This window comes from Stenotrophomonas sp. 80084_Sma (assembly GCF_056481995.1).
This window is the reverse complement of sequence record NZ_CM151177.1, coordinates 1,151,860-1,169,831: the sequence shown is the minus strand read 5'-3', so window position 1 is coordinate 1,169,831 and position 17,972 is coordinate 1,151,860. Positions and strand designations below refer to the sequence as shown.

The window sequence follows — 17,972 nt, the reverse complement described above, 5'->3', positions numbered from 1 at the left end:
CACGTTCCCTATCCGTTCCCATGACGATCAAAGGCAAAGCCACCTCCCTGGACATCGCCCACCTGGCCGGGGTCTCCCAGCCGACCGTGTCGCGGGCGCTCCGTGGCAGCCCGATGGTCAATGCCGAGACCCGCGAGCGCATCCTGCGCATCGCCCGCGAACTGAACTACAAGGTCGACAAGAACGCCTCCAGCCTGCGCCTGCGCAACGCCGGCACCCTGGCCCTGCTGTTCTTCGAAGACCCGACCAACGACGACTCGCTGATCAACCCGTTCTTCCACTCGATGCTGGGCTCGATCACCCGCGCCTGCGCCCTGCACGGGCAGGACCTGCTGGTATCGTTCCAGCAGTTGTCCACCGACTGGCAGGCCGATTACGAGGACAGCAACAAGGCCGACGGCATCATCCTGCTCGGCTACGGCGACTACCACGAATCGCGCGACCGCCTGCAGCGGCTGGTTGAACAGGGCACGCACTTCGTGCGCTGGGGCGCCGCCCTGCCCGGCCAGCCCGGCGTGTCGATCGGCAGCGACAACTTCCAGGGCGGGCATGACATCACCACCCACCTGTTGCAGCAGGGCTGCCGCCGCATCGCCTTCCTCGGCCATGCCTCCAGCCATTACCCCGAATTCCAGGAACGCTACCGCGGCCATGTCGCGGCCCTGCAGGACCACGGCCTGGCCGCCGAACCGGCGCTGCAGCACGATGCGATCACCACCGAGGCTTCCGGCCAGGAGGCCTGCCAGGTGCTGCTGGCGCGCGGTGAACCGATCGATGCGATCTGCGCCGCCAGCGACCTGATCGCCATCGGTGCGATGCGCGCGCTCCGCGAGGCTGGCCTGCGGGTGCCACAGGACGTGGCGGTGACCGGCTTCGACGACATCCCACTGGCGGCCTCGGTATCCCCGGCGCTGACCACCGTGCAGCAGGACACCAAGCAGGCCGGACAGCTGCTGGTGGAGCGCCTGCTGGCACTGATCGGCCGGCAACCGGTGGAGAGCCAGAGCATCCCGGTGAAGCTGGTGGTGCGGGAATCTTCGCTGCGCGGGTAAGCGCTGCCAGGCCACCGCCCCACGCCCCAACGTGCGACGGCGGAATTCTCCCCCCATGACCAACGGCGGATGCGCACGGAGGCTGATGCGCGGATAACGCGCAGACATCGCCCATTGAAAGGTGTACGTCGCATGCTGAAGATCGATTCGCTGTCCAAGACGTACGCCAACGGCGTGCATGCCCTCAACAACGTCAACCTGGACATCCCGCGCGGCATGTTCGGCCTGCTCGGCCCCAACGGCGCCGGCAAGTCGTCGCTGATGCGCACGCTGTCCACCCTGCAGGAGGCCGACAGCGGCACGGCTACCCTCACCATTCCAGGCGAGGCGCCGATCGACGTACTGCGCGACAAGGACGCGGTGCGCCGCCGGCTGGGCTACCTGCCGCAGGATTTCGGCGTGTACCCGAAAGTCAGCGCGCTGGACCTGCTGGAACATTTCGCAGTGCTCAAGGGCCTGACCCAGCGCGCGCAGCGCCGCGAGGTGGTCGATGGCCTGCTGCAGCAGGTGAACCTGTGGGACGCACGCAAGCGCAAGCTGGGCACGTACTCCGGCGGCATGCGCCAGCGCTTCGGCATCGCCCAGGCGCTGCTGGGAGACCCGCGGCTGGTGATCGTCGATGAACCCACCGCCGGCCTCGACCCGGAAGAGCGCAACCGTTTCCTCAACCTGCTGGCGGCGATCGGCGAAAACGTGGCGGTGATCCTGTCCACCCACATCGTCGAGGACGTGACCGACCTGTGCCCGACGATGGCGATCATGAACAAGGGCCAGGTACTGCTGACCGGCCGCCCTGCCGAGGCCATCGACGCCCTGCAGCACCAGGTCTGGCGCAAGCAGGTCGATCCTTCGGAACTGGCCGACCACGAAGCGCGCTACGTAGTGCTGTCCACCCGCCTGGTCGGTGGCCGCCCGGTGATCCACGTGCACAGCGCCAATGATCCCGGCGACGGCTTCGTGGCCGTCGCACCCGACCTCGAGGACGTGTACTTCCAGCGCCTGCGCCTGCAGGCCCGTGCCCGCGCGGCAGCCTGAGCGGAGCACGCCATGATCCTCAACTTTTTCCGCTTCGAGCTGCGCGAGCAGCTGCGTTCCCCGCTGCTGTGGCTGCTGGCCGGCCTGTTCGCCCTGCTCGCCTTCGCCGCCGCCTCCAGCGACGCCGTGCAGATCGGTGGCGGCAGCGGCAACGTGCACAGCAACGCGCCCACCGTGATCGCGCAGATGCTGGGCATCTTCACCCTGCTTGGCATGCTGGTCACCGCATTGTTCGTCAGCAACGCGCTGTTGCGTGACTTCGAACTCGGCACCGCCGAACTGATCTTCGCCAGTCCGGTGAAGCGCCGCGATTACCTGGCCGGGCGCATCGCTGCCGCCCTGGCGGCCGGGCTGCTGGTCTACGTCCTGATCGCGTTCGGCCTGTGGCTGGCGCCGTTCATGCCGTGGGTCGATCCCGAGCGCATGGGCCCGATCAGCTGGCAGGGCTATGCGTGGACGTTCGCGGTCATCGTCATTCCGAACCTGCTGTTCACCACCGCGCTGCTGTCGCTGCTGGCGGCGCTGACCCGCTCGATCCTGTGGGTCTACATCGGCCTGGTGGCCTACCTCGTGCTGTACGGCGCCAGCGCGGCCCTGCTGCGCGACATCGACAACACCTGGATCGCGGTGCTGAGCGAACCGTTGGGCATGCGCGCACTGGGCCGCACGATCCGCTACTGGTCCACCGCCGAACGCAACAACGGGATTCCCGAGCTGGCCGGTTACCTGCTGGCCAACCGCGCCCTGTGGTTGGGCGTGGCTGCCGCGCTGTTCGCCGCCACCTTCGCGCTGTTCCGCACCGAACGCAGCGGCAGTGGCCGTCGGCGCTGGGGCCGCAGGCAGGCGCAACCGGTTGCCGATGCCGGCGCCGTCCGCCCCACCCGCGCAACGCTGCCGCGCGTGGTACCGGCGTTCACTACCACCACGGCGTGGCAGCAGTTCCTGCGCCAGGTCCGCTTCGATACACGTGGCGTCCTGCGCAGCGTGCCGTTCATCGTGCTGCTGGTACTGGGCCTGGCCAACTTCCTGCCCAGCGCGCTGTTCCGGCAGACGCTGTACGGCACCTCGATCTGGCCGGTCACCTCGCAGATGATCATGGGCCTGCAGGGCGCCTTCAGCTGGCTGCTGGTGATCATCGTGCTGTTCTTCGCCGGCGAGCTGGTCTGGAAGGAACGCAGCGCGCGCATCAACGAAGTTACGGACGCCATGCCGGTGCCGAACTGGGTACCGCTGCTGGCCAAGTTCACCGCGCTGCTGGCGGTGATCGTCTGCTTCCAGACCGCCGGTGCGATGGCGGCGATGGGCGTGCAGCTGGCCAAGGGATACACGCATCTGGAGCCGATGCTGTACCTGCGCAGCCTGGCGCTGGATTCGGTGGTCTACATCCTGATGGGGGGCCTGGCGCTGGTGCTGCAGGTGCTCACCAACAACAAGTTCGTCGGCTACGCACTGCTGATCGTGGTGATGATCGGCCAGGGTGTGCTCGGCCTGCTCGACTACACGCAGAACCTGTACAACTTCGGCAGCTGGCCCAACGCGCCCTATTCGGACATGAACGGCTACGGCCACTTCCTGACCGGGCAGCTGGCATTCCAGGGCTACTGGGCCCTGTTCCTGCTGACGTTGATGTGCCTGGCGTCAGCCTTCTGGGTACGAGGTGTCAGCCAGGGCCTGCGCCAGCGACTGGCCCTGGCCGGCCGCCGCCTGCGCGGTCCGACCGGCGTCTTCGCCGGAGTAGCGGCCTTGTCCTTCATCGGCGTGGGCGGCTGGCTCTACTGGAGCACCAACATCCGCAACGAGTTCATCTCGCCCGACCAGCAGCTGGATCTGCAGGCCCGCTACGAGCGCGAGCTGTCGAAGTACCGCACTTTGCCGCAGCCTCGCATCGTGGCGGTGGACAACCGCGTGGACCTGTTCCCCGAATCGCAGTCGATGGTGATCGATGCGAACTGGACGGTGCGCAACACGCATGCCGTGCCGATCCAGGACGTGCATGTCTCGATGGGCGACGACAAGCAGCTGGTCGCGGCTGACCTGGGTGGGCAGACCTTGTCGATGCACGACGCCGACCTTGGCTACCGCATCTACCGCCTGGCCGCGCCACTGCAACCGGGTGAAAGCCGCAACGTCCACTTCCGGGTGGTGCAGAAACCCAACGGCATCACCGCCGGCCAGGCGCCGAGCAACATCGTGGACAACGGCACGTTCTTCAACAGCCGCGTACTGCCGTCGTTCGGCTACAACGAAGGCGCCGAGATCAGCGACCGCAACGAGCGGCGCAAGCGCGGCCTGGGTGAGCCGCGGCGCATGCCCAAGCTGGAAGACGAAGCCGCGCGCGCCAACACCTACATTTCCAACGATGCCGACTGGCTCGATTTCCGCACCACGGTCTGCACCGCGCCGGACCAAGTGGCGCTGGCGCCGGGCTACCTGCAGAAGGAGACCACGGTGAATGGCCGCCGCTGCTTCAGCTACGCCATGGATCGGCCGATGCTGAACTTCTACGCCTATCTGTCGGCACGCTGGGAGGTGCGCAAGGCGAAGTACAGGGACATCCCGATCGAGGTCTACTTCGACCCGGCGCACGGCTACAACGTGGACCGGATGATCGAAGCGGTGCAGAAGTCGCTGACCTACTACGAAGCGAACTTCACGCCCTACCAGCACCGCCAGGTACGCATCATCGAGTTCCCGGGCTATGCGCGTTTCGCGCAGTCGTTCGCCAACACCATCCCCTACTCCGAGGCCATCGGCTTCATCGCCGACCTGCGCGATCCGGACAAGGTGGACTACGTGTTCTACGTGACCGCGCACGAGATCGCGCACCAGTGGTGGGCGCACCAGGTGATCGGTGCCAACGTGCAGGGCGCCACGGTGCTGTCCGAATCGTTGTCGCAGTATTCGGCACTGATGGTGATGGAGCAGGAGTACGGCCGCCAGCACATGCGTCAGTTCCTCAAGCGCGAACTGGACGGCTACCTGTCCGGCCGCGGCGGCGAGGCCATCGAGGAACAGCCGCTGGAGCGCGTGGAGAACCAGCAGTACATCCACTACCAGAAGGGTTCGCTGGTGTTCTACCGGCTGCGCGAGGAAATCGGCGAGCAGGCGCTGAACCGTGCTCTGAAGCGCTTCCTGCAGGACAAGGGTTACCAGCAGCCGCCGTACACCACCTCACGCGAGCTGCTGGGCTACATCCGTGCCGAGACCCCGGCTGACCGCCAGCAGCTGGTCACCGACCTGTTCGAGAAGATCAGTTTCTACGACAACCGGGTGATGGCCGCCAGCGCCCGCAAGCGCGATGACGGCCGCTACGACGTGACCCTGGACCTGCACGCCGCCAAGCAGTACGCCGACGGCAAGGGCAAGGAGAGCGACGGCACGATGGATGACTGGGTCGAGATCGGCGTGTTCGCCAACGGGCCCTCCGGCAAGGAACGCGACCAGAAGGTGCTGTATCTGCAGCGCCACCACATCACCAGTGCCGCGCCGAAGATCACGGTGACGGTGGATGAAAAGCCGGATGAAGCAGGCTTCGACCCGTACAACAAGCTGATCGACCGCGTGAGCGATGACAACCGGCGCAAGGTGACGATGTGAGGCAACGGGGCGCCGGCCTGTCCGCCGGCGCTCCACGCAACACCTGCGGGCTTGGCTCGGCCTTACTGTAGTGCCGAGCCATGCTCGGCATACTGCCCACGGTGACCGCGAAGCTTCAGCGCACCGTCGCCTTCGGCCCCAGCAACGCCAGCAGCACATAGACCACGATCGAGGCGACGGTACCGAGCGCCGCCGGCAACCCGAATGCCCACGCCGAACGGCCCTGCTGGCGCGCCCACTGGGCCAGATGCCAGGCCGCGCCCAGGTTGATCAGCCAGGCAATGACGAAGACCGGCCACAGCACCATGCCCACCGCGCGCAGCAGGGGCATGGAGACCAGTGCGGCAACGATGGCTGCGATCAGGAAGATCAGTGCTGAGCGGGAGTGCCGGGCCGTTGCGGCGCTCATGCGGCCAACCTGCGCACCATCACCAGCACGCGGTGGCTGCGGTTGTCGGCTTCCTGCAGCGGCTTCCAGCCCAACCGCGCATACAGGCCGCCATCCAACGATTCGGTCTGCAGGTACAGTTCGGAAACCCCCATCCGCACCGCCTGCGCCGCGGCCTGCTCGACCAGCGCGCCAGCCAGCCCACGCCCGCGATGACTATCGGCCACGAACACGCTGCCCAGCCAATGCTCGTACTGCGGGAAGGCCTGCATTTCCCGGCGCTTGAGCTGCACGGCACCGACCACCTGGTCGCCATCGAAGGCGGCGATCAGGTGCGGGAAACCCTCGGCGTCCTGAGGTGTGTTCAGCCGCTGCAGTTCCTGTTCCAGCGACAGGCCGGCGTCGCGGCCCCATTCGGCGTGGTACCACCGGGCCAACTGCTGCCGTCCCGGTGCGCCGGCGGGTAATACCCTGAATTCCATGGCAATGCCTCGATGGGGAAGCGTTCTGTAGAGTCGAGCCATGCTCGACTGATCTGGCACTGTGCGAAAGGCAGTCGAGCATGGCTGGACTTTACAAATATAGCGCGGTGGCGGTTCAGCTCTGGGCGAAGTCCTTCAGGATCTCGCCGACGCCGCTCGGCGAAATCTCAAAGCCCAGCGAAGTGCCCGGATTGATCACCACGCCATAGCCACCCGGCACGCGGCGCAGCACGTCCAGCATCAGCCAGCGGATCTGGTGTTCGGCCTGCTGGCTGTAGATGCCCACCCGCGACGGGTCGGTGAACACGGCCACGTGCAGGGTGCCCTGCTTGTCGAACAGCAGCGGGTCGAAGCCGCTGCCGTCGGGGGTGACCAGGCTGCCGGTCAGCAGCACCACTTCGGAGGCGACGAAGGCCTCCATGAAGGCGCGGATCGGCACCGCCCCGTCCATCGCCGCCTTCAGCAGGGTTTCGATCGGGGTCTGCGGGGCGAGGTCGGTCATGGCGGTACGGCGGGGCGTGAGGGGCGCCTATTGTGCCGGATGCAGGCAAACCAGGTAGTGCCGGCCGCTGGCCGGCACCTGAAGGTGCCATGGATTCATGGGTTGCCGGCCAGCGGCCGGCACTACCGCCCCAGCCGCTGATCCCGCGCCTTCTGGTCGGCCATCGCCTTGTCCAGCTCGGCCTGCAATGCCGGCTGCTGCACGGCGGCGTCCAGCACGTAGACCTTCACGCCGTGCGCGGGTACGTCGGCCTTCAGGGAGGCATCCACCTGCAACGAACCGCCGTCCAGTGCATCGCGCCAGCGGCCCGCCTGCACGTAACGCGACACGGTGAGGGTCCTGGTCCGGTCGCCCTTGTTCAGCAGCACCAGCGCGGTCTGCGCCACGTCGCCATACTGCAGCACGCGGAAGAACACCGCTTCATCACCCTGCAGGCGCTCGTTCACCTGCAGGCCACGCTGCAGCGCCGGCGTGGCTTCGCGCAATCGCGCGATACGCTGCAGCGGCGCGAAGATCGGACTCTCCGGTGCGGCATCCACACGCGGCTGGCCGAAGTAGGCACGGTTGCCGGCATGCTCGGCACGACCACGCATGAAGCCGGTTTCCGAGCCGTAATAGACCACCGGAATGCCGCGTGCGGTGAACAACCAGTTGTGCGCATCGATGAAGCCGCTGTCGCTGGCCTGCAGGCGCGGCATGTCGTGGTTGTCGTAGAAGCTCATCAGCTCATACGGGTTGGCGTACGGGCCACCGCTCAGGTGCAGCGGCTCGGCCAGGGTCTCGAAGCCCTTTCCGGCGGTGCCGAAGGTCTGCTCTAGTGCGCCGCGCAGCGGGAAGTCGAGCACGCTGACATTGGCGTTGGCCGGCCAGGTGTGTTCGGCGATGCTCGCGGCGTTGTAGTCGAACGCTTCGCCGAACATGAACATGCCCGGATGCTCGGCGCGGATGCGCTTCACGAAGGCATGCCACCACGGGTGCGGCAGCCAGCCGATGGTGTCGATGCGCAAGGCATCCACGCCCTGCGCGGTCCACTGCAGGTAAGCACCCACCAGATAATCCATCACCGCCGGATTGTCCTGGTTGAAGTCGGACAGCTCGGCAAGGTTGCCGTCGAAGATCGATCCGTTCTTGCCGTCGACCGGACCGATATTGTTGTAGAACGCGTGCAGCGGGTTGTGCTTCGGATCCAGCTTCCGCGGTGGCAGGTTCTGGTGGTCGGCGATCAGCGTTCCGTCCTTGTCGAAGATCTGGCCGAACTGCGGCTGCCGCGTCGGCATGGTCCAGGCCGGCGAGCCGTGGTTGCCGACGATGTCCAGCACCACCTTCAGGCCTGCGCCATGCAGGCCCTTGGTCAACCCCGCGAAGTCCAGGTCCTTGCTGGGCAGGTGCTCATCGAGCTTGTAGAAGTTGATGCCCCAGTAGCCGTGGTAGCCGGTTTTGCCTCGATCGGTCAGCGTACTGGTGCAGCTGATCGGCTTGCTGCCGGTGAACGCCTCGTCCGGGTTGTCAACGATCGGCGTGATCCATACCGCGCCGAAGCCGAGGTTGCGGATGTACTGCGCATTGTCGAGCACGCCGCGGAAGTCACCGCCGAGATAGCCGATATTGCCGTCCACCTTGTCCGGGCACGGCACCGGGATATCGAAGGTGCGATGCGCGCCGCCCTGGTCGCGATGGTCGTTGGACGGGTCGCCGTTGACGAAGCGGTCGGTGACCACGAAGTACACCGCATCGCTGGCGAACGGCTCGGTGGTGCCCACATAGTCCGGGCGTGGCGCGGCCGTCGCATGGCCGGCCAGCAGTACCAGGGAAACAGCAACAGACAGCGCACCACGCATCACACCACCTCCGGACGGGATGGAACCCGCAGCACGCACAGGCCGGCGACGAACAGGCTGCAGCCGCCCAGCACCAGCACATGCATCGGCTGACCGCCCAGCCAAGCGCGCAGGGCAAAGCCGAGCGCACTGGCCGCGACCAGCTGCGGGATCACGATGAAGAAATTGAAGATGCCCATGTACACGCCCATCTTCGATGCCGGCACGCTGTCGGACAGCAGCGCATAGGGCAGCGAAAGGATGGACGCCCAGGCGAAGCCGACGCCGACCATCGACAGCAGCAGCCAGTGTGGGTCGCGGATGAACATCAGCGAGACCAGGCCGGCGCCGCCCAGCCACAGGTTGACCAGGTGGCTCCAGCGCAGGCCGATCGCACGCACCATCGGCGGGATCAGTACTGCGGCCAGCGCGGCGAAGCCGTTGTAGGCACCAAACAGCACGCCCACCCAGTTGGCGCCCTCGTTGTAGGCCGCCGACTGCGGATCGGTCGAGCCGAAGTGGATACCGGCCACCGCGGCGGTGGTGTAGATCCACATCGCAAACAGCGCGAACCACGAGAAGAACTGCACCCACGCCAAACGACGCATGGTCACCGGCATCGCGCGCAGGTCGCCGACGATGGCGGCCAGCATATGCGTGGCCGGCAAGGCACGCGCGGCCGCCAGCAGCAGGCCGTAGCCGGCGCACAGTCCTGCCAGCACATACAGCATCCTGTCGCCCTGTCGCCAGGCGATCAGCAGCGCCAGCACCACGCCGAGCCCCAGCCACAGCGCCACCTGTGCCCACGGCGCGGGGCCACTGATCGCAGCCCCTGCGTGGTGCGCCGGCGGCTCGGCATCGTCAAACCCGGCCAGCTCTGCCGGCGAGTACTCGCGGGTGCTGACCACCGTCCAGGTGATCGCCGCCAGCAGCACCACCGCGCCGAAGTAGAACGCATAGCGCACGGTATCGGGCACTTCGCCGGCAGCTGCGGTATTGGCAACACCGAAGTGGGCCAGGATGAACGGAAGGAAGCTGGCGACGATGGCGCCCACGCCGATGAAGAAGCTCTGCATGGCATAGCCGGCCGGACGCTGGCGCGGCGCCAGCTGATCGCCGACGAAGGCGCGGAACGGTTCCATCGACACGTTGATCGAGGCGTCCAGCACCCACAAGGTACCGGCGGCGATCCACAGCGTCGGCGAATTCGGCATCACCAGCAGCGCCAGCGTAGTCAGTACCGCACCGATCATGAAGAACGGGCGGCGACGGCCCCAGCGCGTCCAGGTGCGATCGGACAGGTAACCGATCACCGGCTGCACCAGCAGGCCAGTCAGTGGCGCCGCGATCCACAGCCCGGGCACCGCGTCCATGTCCGCGCCCAGTGTCTCGAAGATGCGGCTGGCGTTGGCGTTCTGCAGGGCGAAGCCGAACTGGATGCCGAGGAAGCCGAAACACATGTTCCAGATCTGCCAGAACGACAGCTGCGGTTTGGCGGGACGACTCATCGTGCGCCCTCTTCCATCGCCACCGGCGCCACCGTCAGTGCCTGCACCTGGGCCTGGTTGAGCACACCATCACGCCCGCCCTTGCCGCCGGTGTAGTGCGCGAAGTGCTGCAGCGCGCTCATGTTGAAGCCATCTTCAAGCGTGACCGTGCACCGCCCCTTGGGCACTGCGAACGTTGCCGAGGTCGAATCCTGCACCGCCAGGCTGTGCGGCAGGGTGACCGTATGCCGCTGCAACGGCTGGCCCGGGCACTGCAGCACCAGCTGCTTGACCGCAGCCGTGACGCCGGTGTTGATCGGCCCGTTCGCGTTGCGGTACTGCAGGCGCAGGCGCACCTGCCCGGCCTGGGCCGCGGTGAACTGCCAGCGTTCCTCGCCCTTCAGCACCTGCTGCGGACCGACGCAGAGCGTCGGGCTGTGCAGCGACTCCAGCGCACCCTCGCGCAGGGTCAGGCTGAGGCAGTGCTGCAGGCCATCGTCGCTGATGTGCACCGGGCCATTGCTGGCGACGAGGGCCCTGCCGTCCTTCCACAGAACCTGCTCGGCTTGCACCGGAACGTTCCAGCCCGTGCCCATGCGCAGGGCCTGCGGTGCCGCCGGTGTTGCGGGCGCACGCGCGTTGGCATCCGCAGTCGTGGCAGCGAAACCGGTTGCTGCCGGGGCAGCGACCAGCTGCACCGTGGTAGTCGTGCCACGTGTGATGGTGCTGCCGGCCACCAGCAGGCCATCGCCCACGTTCTGCGGGCGCTCCAGCACATAGCGCCTGCCGTTGGCTTCCAGCGTGATGCGGGGATGCGTGCCGAACAGCTCCGGCACCAGCACGGCCGGCAGCTTGGGCTGCATGCGGCCATCGTCCTGCACGCCGAACACGCCCTCGACCACCATCGACAGATAGCCGGCCACCGACCACAGCTGGCGTTCGGAGTTGACCACCGGGCCGCTCAGCGCTCCTTCCTCGACATGCACGGCCTGGCTGACCAGTTCGTAGTTTTCCATGTTGGAACCGGCCAGCGCAGCGCCCTGCATCAGCGAACGGATCTCGGCGGCGATGCGCGGCGCATCGTCCAGCTGCCGCGCCGCACGCAGCGAATAGGCGCTGACGAACGGCCAGATCGCGCGGTTGTGGTAGATCGGCTGCTGCGACTCCTGCGGCCAGACCACCGGGCTTCCGGCCGGCCCCATCGGGTAAGCGGCCAGCGCACGGCGCGCACGCTCGGCCGGCAACACCTCGGCGAGGATGCCCAGCGACAGGCCGAGCAGATCGACCTTGGCGTAGGGCACCGGGTGCGCGGCTTCGCCGATGTAGCTCATGTACTGGCCCATGTCCTCGCGCCAGAAGCGCGCATCGATCTGCTGCGCCAACGCATCGGCCCACGCCTTGTAGTCAGCCGCGCGGGCATCACCATGTTGGCCAGCCAGGCGTTCGGCCAGGCGCAGCGCCTGGTAGTGCAGCACGTTGGTGGACAGCGCATAGGAATCGCCGATGAAGCGCACGTCCTCGCGGGTCCAGTCCGGATAGGTCTGCTCGCGCCAGTCCAGGAACGAGGTCTCACCACGGTACAGGCCCACCTGCGCGTCGAACACCATCGCGCGGTCCTGCGCCAGCGTGCCCTGCAGCGCCTGCCAGACCTGGTCGGCAAACGCGCGATCGTCCAGCAGGTGGCGTGCCGCCAGGAACCACACCACCCGGTCGCTGCTGATCGGCCAGCTGCCGCCGGAACCGGTGTCCTGCGCCACGAACAGGCCGGGCGTATGGCCATCGCGCGCTGCCGAGAGCTTGAACTGAAGCGACTGCCGGGTGCGCTGCGGGTCCAGCCGCGCCAGCGCCAGGTCGGCGGCGAAGCTGACATCGCGGGTCCACACGTAGGGCCAGCGCGCGCCGGTCTGGAAGCACTCGCATGGCACCGGCCGGCCTTCATCGAACGCGGGATCGCGGATCGCATCCACGCGGTCCTGGTCCATCTCCTGCTGGGCCAGCGCGAACAGTGCATCGAACATCACGCTGCCGGTCTGGCTGCGCATCGGCATGGGCGCGATACGCACCTCAGCCTTCGGCGCATGCAGCACGTAGCTGCCGTTGGCAGCGGCTTCGGCGCGCGCATGGCGGCCGTCGAATTGCAGGTCGGCCGCCTGCGCGGTCGATCCCAGCGCTGCCCCCAGGGCAGCGGTCAGGCAAATGATCTTCAGCATCGAAGCGGCGGACCGGCTTTCGCCCGTCGGCCTCCCTCCCTCTCTGCACGCGTTGTAGGTCCGCACCGTCGTTGTCGGCGGGCGGGCGCGGCCCCTCCCTCAAGGTGCCTTGGCCCCATGGTAGACGCGGGGCTGTCGGCTGCGTCCAGCTGCATACGTATTCATGGCGTTGCGCGGTAGCGGGCCTGCCGCGCTGGCTTATGGTCCGGGTCTGCCAACGGCGCCTTGGGAGGGGAAATGCCGATGTCACCCACTGCTGTACGCGCCGTGTTCGCGCACCTGCTCGGTCTGGCTCTGCTGGGCCTGGCCACGCTGGCGCAGGCAGCGCCGCAGGTGGCCAGCGTCGAATCACCGGGAAAGGTGCTCAAGGTCAGCCTGGTGCTGGACGGTGGCACCGCGCGCTATCGCGTCGAGCGTTTCGGCGAGACCGTGGTGGAAGATTCGAAGCTGGGCTTTGCCTTGCGCGATGGGCACCTGGACCGGGATTTCGCCCTGCTCGGCCAACAGCAACGCAGCGTCGATGACCGCTGGGAACAGCCCTGGGGCGAGCGCCGGATTACCCGCAACCGTTTCAATGAGCTGACCGTGCATCTGGCCGAGACCACCGGCAGCAAGCGCCGGCTCGATGTGGTGTTCCGCATCTACGACGATGGCCTCGGCTTCCGCTATGTGTTCCCCGAGCAGCCGAACCTGCACGAAGCGATCATCGATGACGAGCTGACCGAGTTCGCCATCGCGCAGGATTCCACCGCGTGGTGGATCCCTGCCGGCGAACCGATCCACTACGAGTACCTGTACCAGCGCACGCCGCTGCGCGAGGTTCCGCTGGTGCATACGCCGATGACCCTGCGCAGCCGCGATGGCCTGCACGTGGCGATTCACGAGGCTGCGCTGGTCGACTACGCCGGCATGTGGCTGCGCCGCACCGAGGGCCAGCGCCTGCGCGCGCAGCTCTCGCCCTCGGCCGAAGGCTGGAAGGTGCGCCGCGGCCTGCCCTTCGCCACGCCGTGGCGCACGCTGCAGATTGCCGACCGTGCCGGCGGCCTGGTCGAATCGGACCTGATCCTCAACCTCAACGAACCCAATGCGCTGGGTGATGTGAGCTGGGTGAAGCCGGCCAAGTACCTGGGGGTGTGGTGGTCGATGCACCTGGACAACGAGAGCTGGGCGACCGGGCCGAAGCATGCGGCCACCACCGCGAAGACGAAGAAGGTGATCGACTTCGCCGCCGCACACGGCTTCCGTGGCGTGCTGGTGGAAGGCTGGAATCCGGGCTGGGACGGCATGTGGGTGGGCAATGGCTACGACTTCGATTTCACCCGTGCCACGCCCGATTTCGACATTGAAGCGCTCTCGGCGTATGGCCTGAACAAGGGCGTGCACCTGATCGGCCACCATGAAACCGGCTGCGCCATCGAGCACTACGAGGACCAGCTGGGCGCCGCGCTGGACCTGTATGCGCGGCTGGGCGTGGACCAGTTCAAGACCGGCTACGTCTGTGACGACGGCCAGGTCGACCGCCGCAATCCCTCGGGCGGCCCGCTGTGGCGTGAGTGGCATGACGGGCAGTTCATGGCGCGCCACCATCTGAAGGTGGTGCATGAAGCAGCGCGCCGCCATCTGTCGGTGAACCCGCATGAGCCGATCAAGGACACCGGCCTGCGCCGCACCTATCCCAACTGGATCTCGCGCGAAGGCGCACGCGGCATGGAGTACAACGCCTGGGGCCAGCCGCCGAACCCGCCGGAACATGAGGTCAACCTGGTGTTCACCCGCATGCTGGCCGGGCCGATGGATTACACCCCCGGCATCCTCAGCTTGAAGGGCCGCCACGGCCAGGCCATTCCCAGCACGCTGGCACGCCAGCTGGCGCTGTACGTGGTGCTGTACAGCCCGATCCAGATGGCCGCCGACCTGCCCGAGCACTACCTGCAGCATCGCGAGGCATTCCGTTTCATCGAAGACGTCGCGGTGGACTGGGAGCAGAGCCGCGTGCTCGATGGCGAAGTGGGCGACTACGTGACGATCGTGCGCCGCGACCGCAACAGCCGCGACTGGTTCCTCGGCAGCATCACCGACGAGCACGGCCGCGTGCTGCCGGTGTCGCTGGGCTTTCTGGAACCGGGCGTGCGCTATCGCGCCGAGATCTACCGCGATGGCGAGGGCGCGGATTTCCGCAGCAATCCCTTCGCATTCGCGCGCGAAACCCGAGAGGTGACCAGCGCCGACGTGCTGACGCTGGTGCTGGCACCGGGGGGTGGGCAGGCCATTCGTTTCACGCCGCTTTGAATGCCGCGGTAGTGCCGGCTGCTGGCCGGCAACCCGGTGAACGCGATTGCCGGCCAGCGGCCGGCACTACCGCAAACAGAACCTGAAAGCGATTACATCCCTGCAAACGCCATTGAATACGTATGCAGGGTGATTCCCGCGAAGAACGCGCTGCCTACCATAGCGGCGACGACAGCGGCCACCGCGTCGCACGTCCACGGTCACTCCGGGACGTTCACAAATCGATCTGCAACATTGCCTGGGAGGGGAAAATGTTGAACCACAAGCGCAGCGCGCTGAGCATCGCGCTGGCCGTTGTCCTGGCGCCGACGCTGGCGTCGGCACAGTCCACGCAGAGCACCACCACGCCGGCCGCCACCGCCGCCACCAACCTGGATACGGTGCAGGTCACCGGCATCCGCCGCGGCATCGAGAACGCAATCGCGATCAAGCAGGACGCCACCTCGGTGGTCGAAGCGATCTCCGCCGAAGACATCGGCAAACTGCCCGACGTCAGCATCGCCGAATCCATCTCGCGCCTGCCCGGCCTGGCCGCGCAGCGTGTGGCCGGCCGTGCGCAGGTGATCAGTGTGCGTGGCCTGTCGCCCGACTTCGCCACCACCCTGCTCAATGGCCGTGAAGTGGTCAGCACCGGCGACAACCGCGGCGTCGAATTCGACCAGTACCCGTCCGAGCTGGTCAACGGCGTGACCGTGTACAAGACCCCGGACGCGGCGCTGGTCGGCCAAGGCCTGTCGGGCACCATCGACATGCAGACCGCACGCCCGCTCAGCTTCGGCGAGCGGGTGATCGCGGTCAGCGGCCGCTACCAGAAGAGCTCCCTGGGCCGCGCCGCCAATATCGACCCGTATGGCAACCGTTTCAGCGCCAGCTACATCGACCAGTTCTTCGACAACACCCTGGGCATCGCCATTGGTTATGCGCACAGCGACATGCCGATCCAGGAGAACCAGGTCGGCCTGTACGAGCCCTGGACCACCGAACACACCGACAAGGGCGAGCGTCGCGGAATCGCACCTGGCACCTACTTCACCGATGGCATCAAGGCCCTGCGCCGCACCGGCAACAACAAGCGCGACGGCGTGATGGCAACGATCCAGTTCCGCCCCAGCAACAGCTGGACCAGCACCTTCGATGCGTTCCACACCGAAGCCGAGCAGATCGACACCGCCAACCAGTTCGAGCTGAGCCTCAGCGGCAACGGCGAGGACAGCAACAACCCCAACGCGATCCTGCCGGTGTTCAGCAATGTCGGCCGCAATGCCGATGGCAGCTTCACCGGCGGCACGATCAACAATGCATACCCGCTGGTGCGCGGCATGTACAACAAGCGCAAGGACAAGATCGATGCGTTCGGCTGGAACAACGAGTTCAACGTCGGTGGCGTGAAGCTGGTCGCCGACCTGAACTACTCCAAGGCGACCCGCCGCGAGATCAACCTGGAAAACAACCTGCAGCTGGTGCCGCGCCCGCAGTTCGACACGATCGGGCTGGTGGTGAACAACAACAGCTTCTCGCAGATCACGCCGGGGCGCGACTATTCCAATCCGGACAGCCTGTTCCTGACCAACACGATCTATGGTTCCGGCTACGGCAAGGTGCCAGAGGTCGAAGACCGCTTGAAGGGCGCCAAGCTGGCGGCCACGCTGCCGGTTCCCGAGGCAATGTCCAGCTGGTTCTCGGATGTGGACGTGGGCGTGAACTATGCCGACCGTCGCAAGCAGAAGGCTCAGGCCGAAGGCAACATCCTGCTCGGCGCCCAAGGCGAATCCACCATCGCACCGGACCTGCAGTACCGCCCGGTCAACCTCGGTTTCGCCGGCATCGGCTACATCCCGTCGTGGAATGTGCCGGCAGCCGTCGGTCGTTACATGACCTTCAACCCGGTCGACAACCTGGACTACCTGATTCCGAAATCCTGGACGGTCGAGGAGAAGATCACCACGGCGTGGGCACGCCTGAACATCAACACCGACATCGGCGTGGTCGGCGTGCGCGGCAACATCGGCGTGCAGATGCAGCACACCGACCAGAGCTCGGATTCGCGCTACTGGGACAGCTCGCAGCCGGCGGGCAGCAACATCCAGCCCTTCTCTGCCGGCAGGACCTACAAGGACTGGCTGCCAAGCTTGAACCTGGTGTTCATGTTCCCGCACCAGCAGACGCTGCGCTTCGCCGCCGCCAAGCAGGTCGCGCGCCCGCGCGTGGACCAGATGCGTGCCGGCCTGGAATTCGGCGTGGATACCAACAACGGCCGCCCCGGTGGCAGCGGTGGCAATCCGCTGCTGGATCCGTGGCGCGCCACCGCGCTGGATCTGTCCTATGAGAAGTACTTCGGCGCGAAGGCCTACGTGGCTGCGGCGATCTTCTACAAGGACCTGAAGAGCTACGTCTACACGCAATCGGTGGACAACTACGACTTCAGCGGCCTGCTCGGCAACTACGTGCCACCGCCGGGCATGACCGCACCGGTGCTGACCACCGGCACCTTCTCCACGCCGCAGAACGGCAAGGGCGGCACGTTGAAGGGGCTGGAGCTGACCGGGTCGTTCCCGCTGGAGATGCTGACCGACAGCCTGCGCGGCTTCGGCGTGCAGGCCAGCGCGACCTTCAACAAGAGCGACATCACCATCCTGGATCCGGAGAGCGCCTCCAGTGTGGGCACCGACCCGATCAGCCTGCCGGGACTGTCCAAGCGCGTGTACAACTTCACCGCCTACTACGAACGCAGCGGCTTTGAAGCACGTGTGAGCCAGCGCCGCCGTTCGGACTTCATCGGTGAGATCGGCAACTTCAACGGCAATCGCACGCTGCGTTACGTGGTCGGCGAGAACGTGACCGATGCACAGGTCAGCTACACCTTCAGCGACAGCAGCAGCCTGCGCGGGCTGACCCTGCTGCTGCAGGGCAGCAACCTGACCAACGAGCCGTACCGCACCTACGCCGGCAGCAAGGACCGCCCGCTGGAATACATCGAGTGGGGCCGCACCTACATGCTGGGCGTGAACTACAAGTTCTGACCACGACCGGGTAGTGCCGGCCGCTGGCCGGCAGCACAAGGGGAGCAGGACCGGAAACCCGCTGCGCAGGCAGCGGGTTTTCTTTTGCGCGGA

The 17,972-nt window shown here is 66.6% G+C and carries 11 protein-coding genes; 5 read left to right on the top strand and 6 right to left on the bottom strand.

Annotated elements, in window-relative coordinates; genetic code table 11:
* Positions 1–20: 20 nt before the first annotated feature.
* From ACZK3W_RS05465 to ACZK3W_RS05455, 3 genes are all read left to right on the top strand, one after another.
* Entirely contained in the window at positions 21–1,052 is a 1,032-nt protein-coding gene (locus tag ACZK3W_RS05465; protein ID WP_032129583.1) for a LacI family DNA-binding transcriptional regulator, read from the top strand.
* A 132-nt stretch (positions 1,053–1,184) separates the two neighbouring features.
* The gene (locus ACZK3W_RS05460) at positions 1,185–2,087 is read left to right on the top strand and encodes an ABC transporter ATP-binding protein (RefSeq protein WP_478450548.1); all 903 of its coding nucleotides are present in this window, start codon (positions 1,185–1,187) and stop codon (positions 2,085–2,087) included.
* A gap of 12 nt (positions 2,088–2,099) precedes the next feature.
* Positions 2,100–5,684, top strand: a complete 3,585-nt coding sequence (locus ACZK3W_RS05455; RefSeq protein ID WP_478450547.1) for an ABC transporter permease/M1 family aminopeptidase — start codon at positions 2,100–2,102, stop codon at positions 5,682–5,684.
* A gap of 115 nt (positions 5,685–5,799) precedes the next feature.
* Here the strand turns inward: ACZK3W_RS05455 and ACZK3W_RS05450 are convergent, their stop codons facing one another.
* From ACZK3W_RS05450 to ACZK3W_RS05425, 6 genes are all read right to left on the bottom strand, one after another.
* Positions 5,800–6,093 (bottom strand): hypothetical protein, encoded by a 294-nt coding sequence (locus tag ACZK3W_RS05450; protein WP_336685778.1) that lies wholly within the window; start codon positions 6,091–6,093, stop codon positions 5,800–5,802.
* On the bottom strand, positions 6,090–6,554 hold the full coding sequence (locus ACZK3W_RS05445; RefSeq protein ID WP_317217222.1) for a GNAT family N-acetyltransferase: 465 nt from the start codon (positions 6,552–6,554) through the stop codon (positions 6,090–6,092). The genes ACZK3W_RS05450 and ACZK3W_RS05445 overlap by 4 nt, the downstream gene beginning before the upstream one ends.
* A 115-nt stretch (positions 6,555–6,669) precedes the next feature.
* Complete coding sequence (locus tag ACZK3W_RS05440) at positions 6,670–7,056, bottom strand: SseB family protein (RefSeq protein ID WP_032129588.1); 387 nt, start codon at positions 7,054–7,056, stop codon at positions 6,670–6,672.
* 122 nt (positions 7,057–7,178) lie between these two features.
* Positions 7,179–8,894, bottom strand: a complete 1,716-nt coding sequence (locus ACZK3W_RS05435; RefSeq protein ID WP_478450546.1) for an alpha-amylase family glycosyl hydrolase — start codon at positions 8,892–8,894, stop codon at positions 7,179–7,181.
* Positions 8,894–10,381, bottom strand: coding sequence for an MFS transporter (locus ACZK3W_RS05430; RefSeq protein ID WP_478450545.1), 1,488 nt, complete (start codon positions 10,379–10,381; stop codon positions 8,894–8,896). Before ACZK3W_RS05430 ends, ACZK3W_RS05435 begins: the two co-directional genes overlap by 1 nt.
* Complete coding sequence (locus tag ACZK3W_RS05425; RefSeq protein ID WP_478450544.1) at positions 10,378–12,570, bottom strand: glucosidase family protein; 2,193 nt, start codon at positions 12,568–12,570, stop codon at positions 10,378–10,380. The genes ACZK3W_RS05430 and ACZK3W_RS05425 overlap by 4 nt, the downstream gene beginning before the upstream one ends.
* 237 nt (positions 12,571–12,807) lie before the next feature.
* Here ACZK3W_RS05425 and ACZK3W_RS05420 point away from each other — a divergent pair, with 237 nt between their 5' ends.
* A complete protein-coding gene (locus ACZK3W_RS05420; protein ID WP_478450543.1) occupies positions 12,808–14,859 on the top strand; it encodes a glycoside hydrolase family 97 protein in 2,052 nt (683 codons plus the stop codon).
* 251 nt (positions 14,860–15,110) lie between these two features.
* Entirely contained in the window at positions 15,111–17,879 is a 2,769-nt protein-coding gene (locus ACZK3W_RS05415; protein ID WP_478450542.1) for a TonB-dependent receptor, read from the top strand.
* Positions 17,880–17,972: the final 93 nt, after the last annotated feature.

Bases quoted from the DNA above. Each gene is read 5' to 3' on its own strand.
- ACZK3W_RS05430 (WP_478450545.1), bottom strand. From the start codon at position 10,381: ATGAGTCGTCCCGCCAAACCGCAGCTGTCGTTCTGGCAGATCTGGAAC.
- ACZK3W_RS05440 (WP_032129588.1), bottom strand. From the start codon at position 7,056: ATGACCGACCTCGCCCCGCAGACCCCGATCGAAACCCTGCTGAAGGCG.
- ACZK3W_RS05450 (WP_336685778.1), bottom strand. From the start codon at position 6,093: ATGAGCGCCGCAACGGCCCGGCACTCCCGCTCAGCACTGATCTTCCTG.
- ACZK3W_RS05415 (WP_478450542.1), top strand. From the start codon at position 15,111: ATGTTGAACCACAAGCGCAGCGCGCTGAGCATCGCGCTGGCCGTTGTC.
- ACZK3W_RS05435 (WP_478450546.1), bottom strand. From the start codon at position 8,894: ATGCGTGGTGCGCTGTCTGTTGCTGTTTCCCTGGTACTGCTGGCCGGC.
- ACZK3W_RS05465 (WP_032129583.1), top strand. From the start codon at position 21: ATGACGATCAAAGGCAAAGCCACCTCCCTGGACATCGCCCACCTGGCC.
- ACZK3W_RS05420 (WP_478450543.1), top strand. From the start codon at position 12,808: ATGCCGATGTCACCCACTGCTGTACGCGCCGTGTTCGCGCACCTGCTC.
- ACZK3W_RS05445 (WP_317217222.1), bottom strand. From the start codon at position 6,554: ATGGAATTCAGGGTATTACCCGCCGGCGCACCGGGACGGCAGCAGTTG.
- ACZK3W_RS05455 (WP_478450547.1), top strand. From the start codon at position 2,100: ATGATCCTCAACTTTTTCCGCTTCGAGCTGCGCGAGCAGCTGCGTTCC.
- ACZK3W_RS05425 (WP_478450544.1), bottom strand. From the start codon at position 12,570: ATGCTGAAGATCATTTGCCTGACCGCTGCCCTGGGGGCAGCGCTGGGA.
- ACZK3W_RS05460 (WP_478450548.1), top strand. From the start codon at position 1,185: ATGCTGAAGATCGATTCGCTGTCCAAGACGTACGCCAACGGCGTGCAT.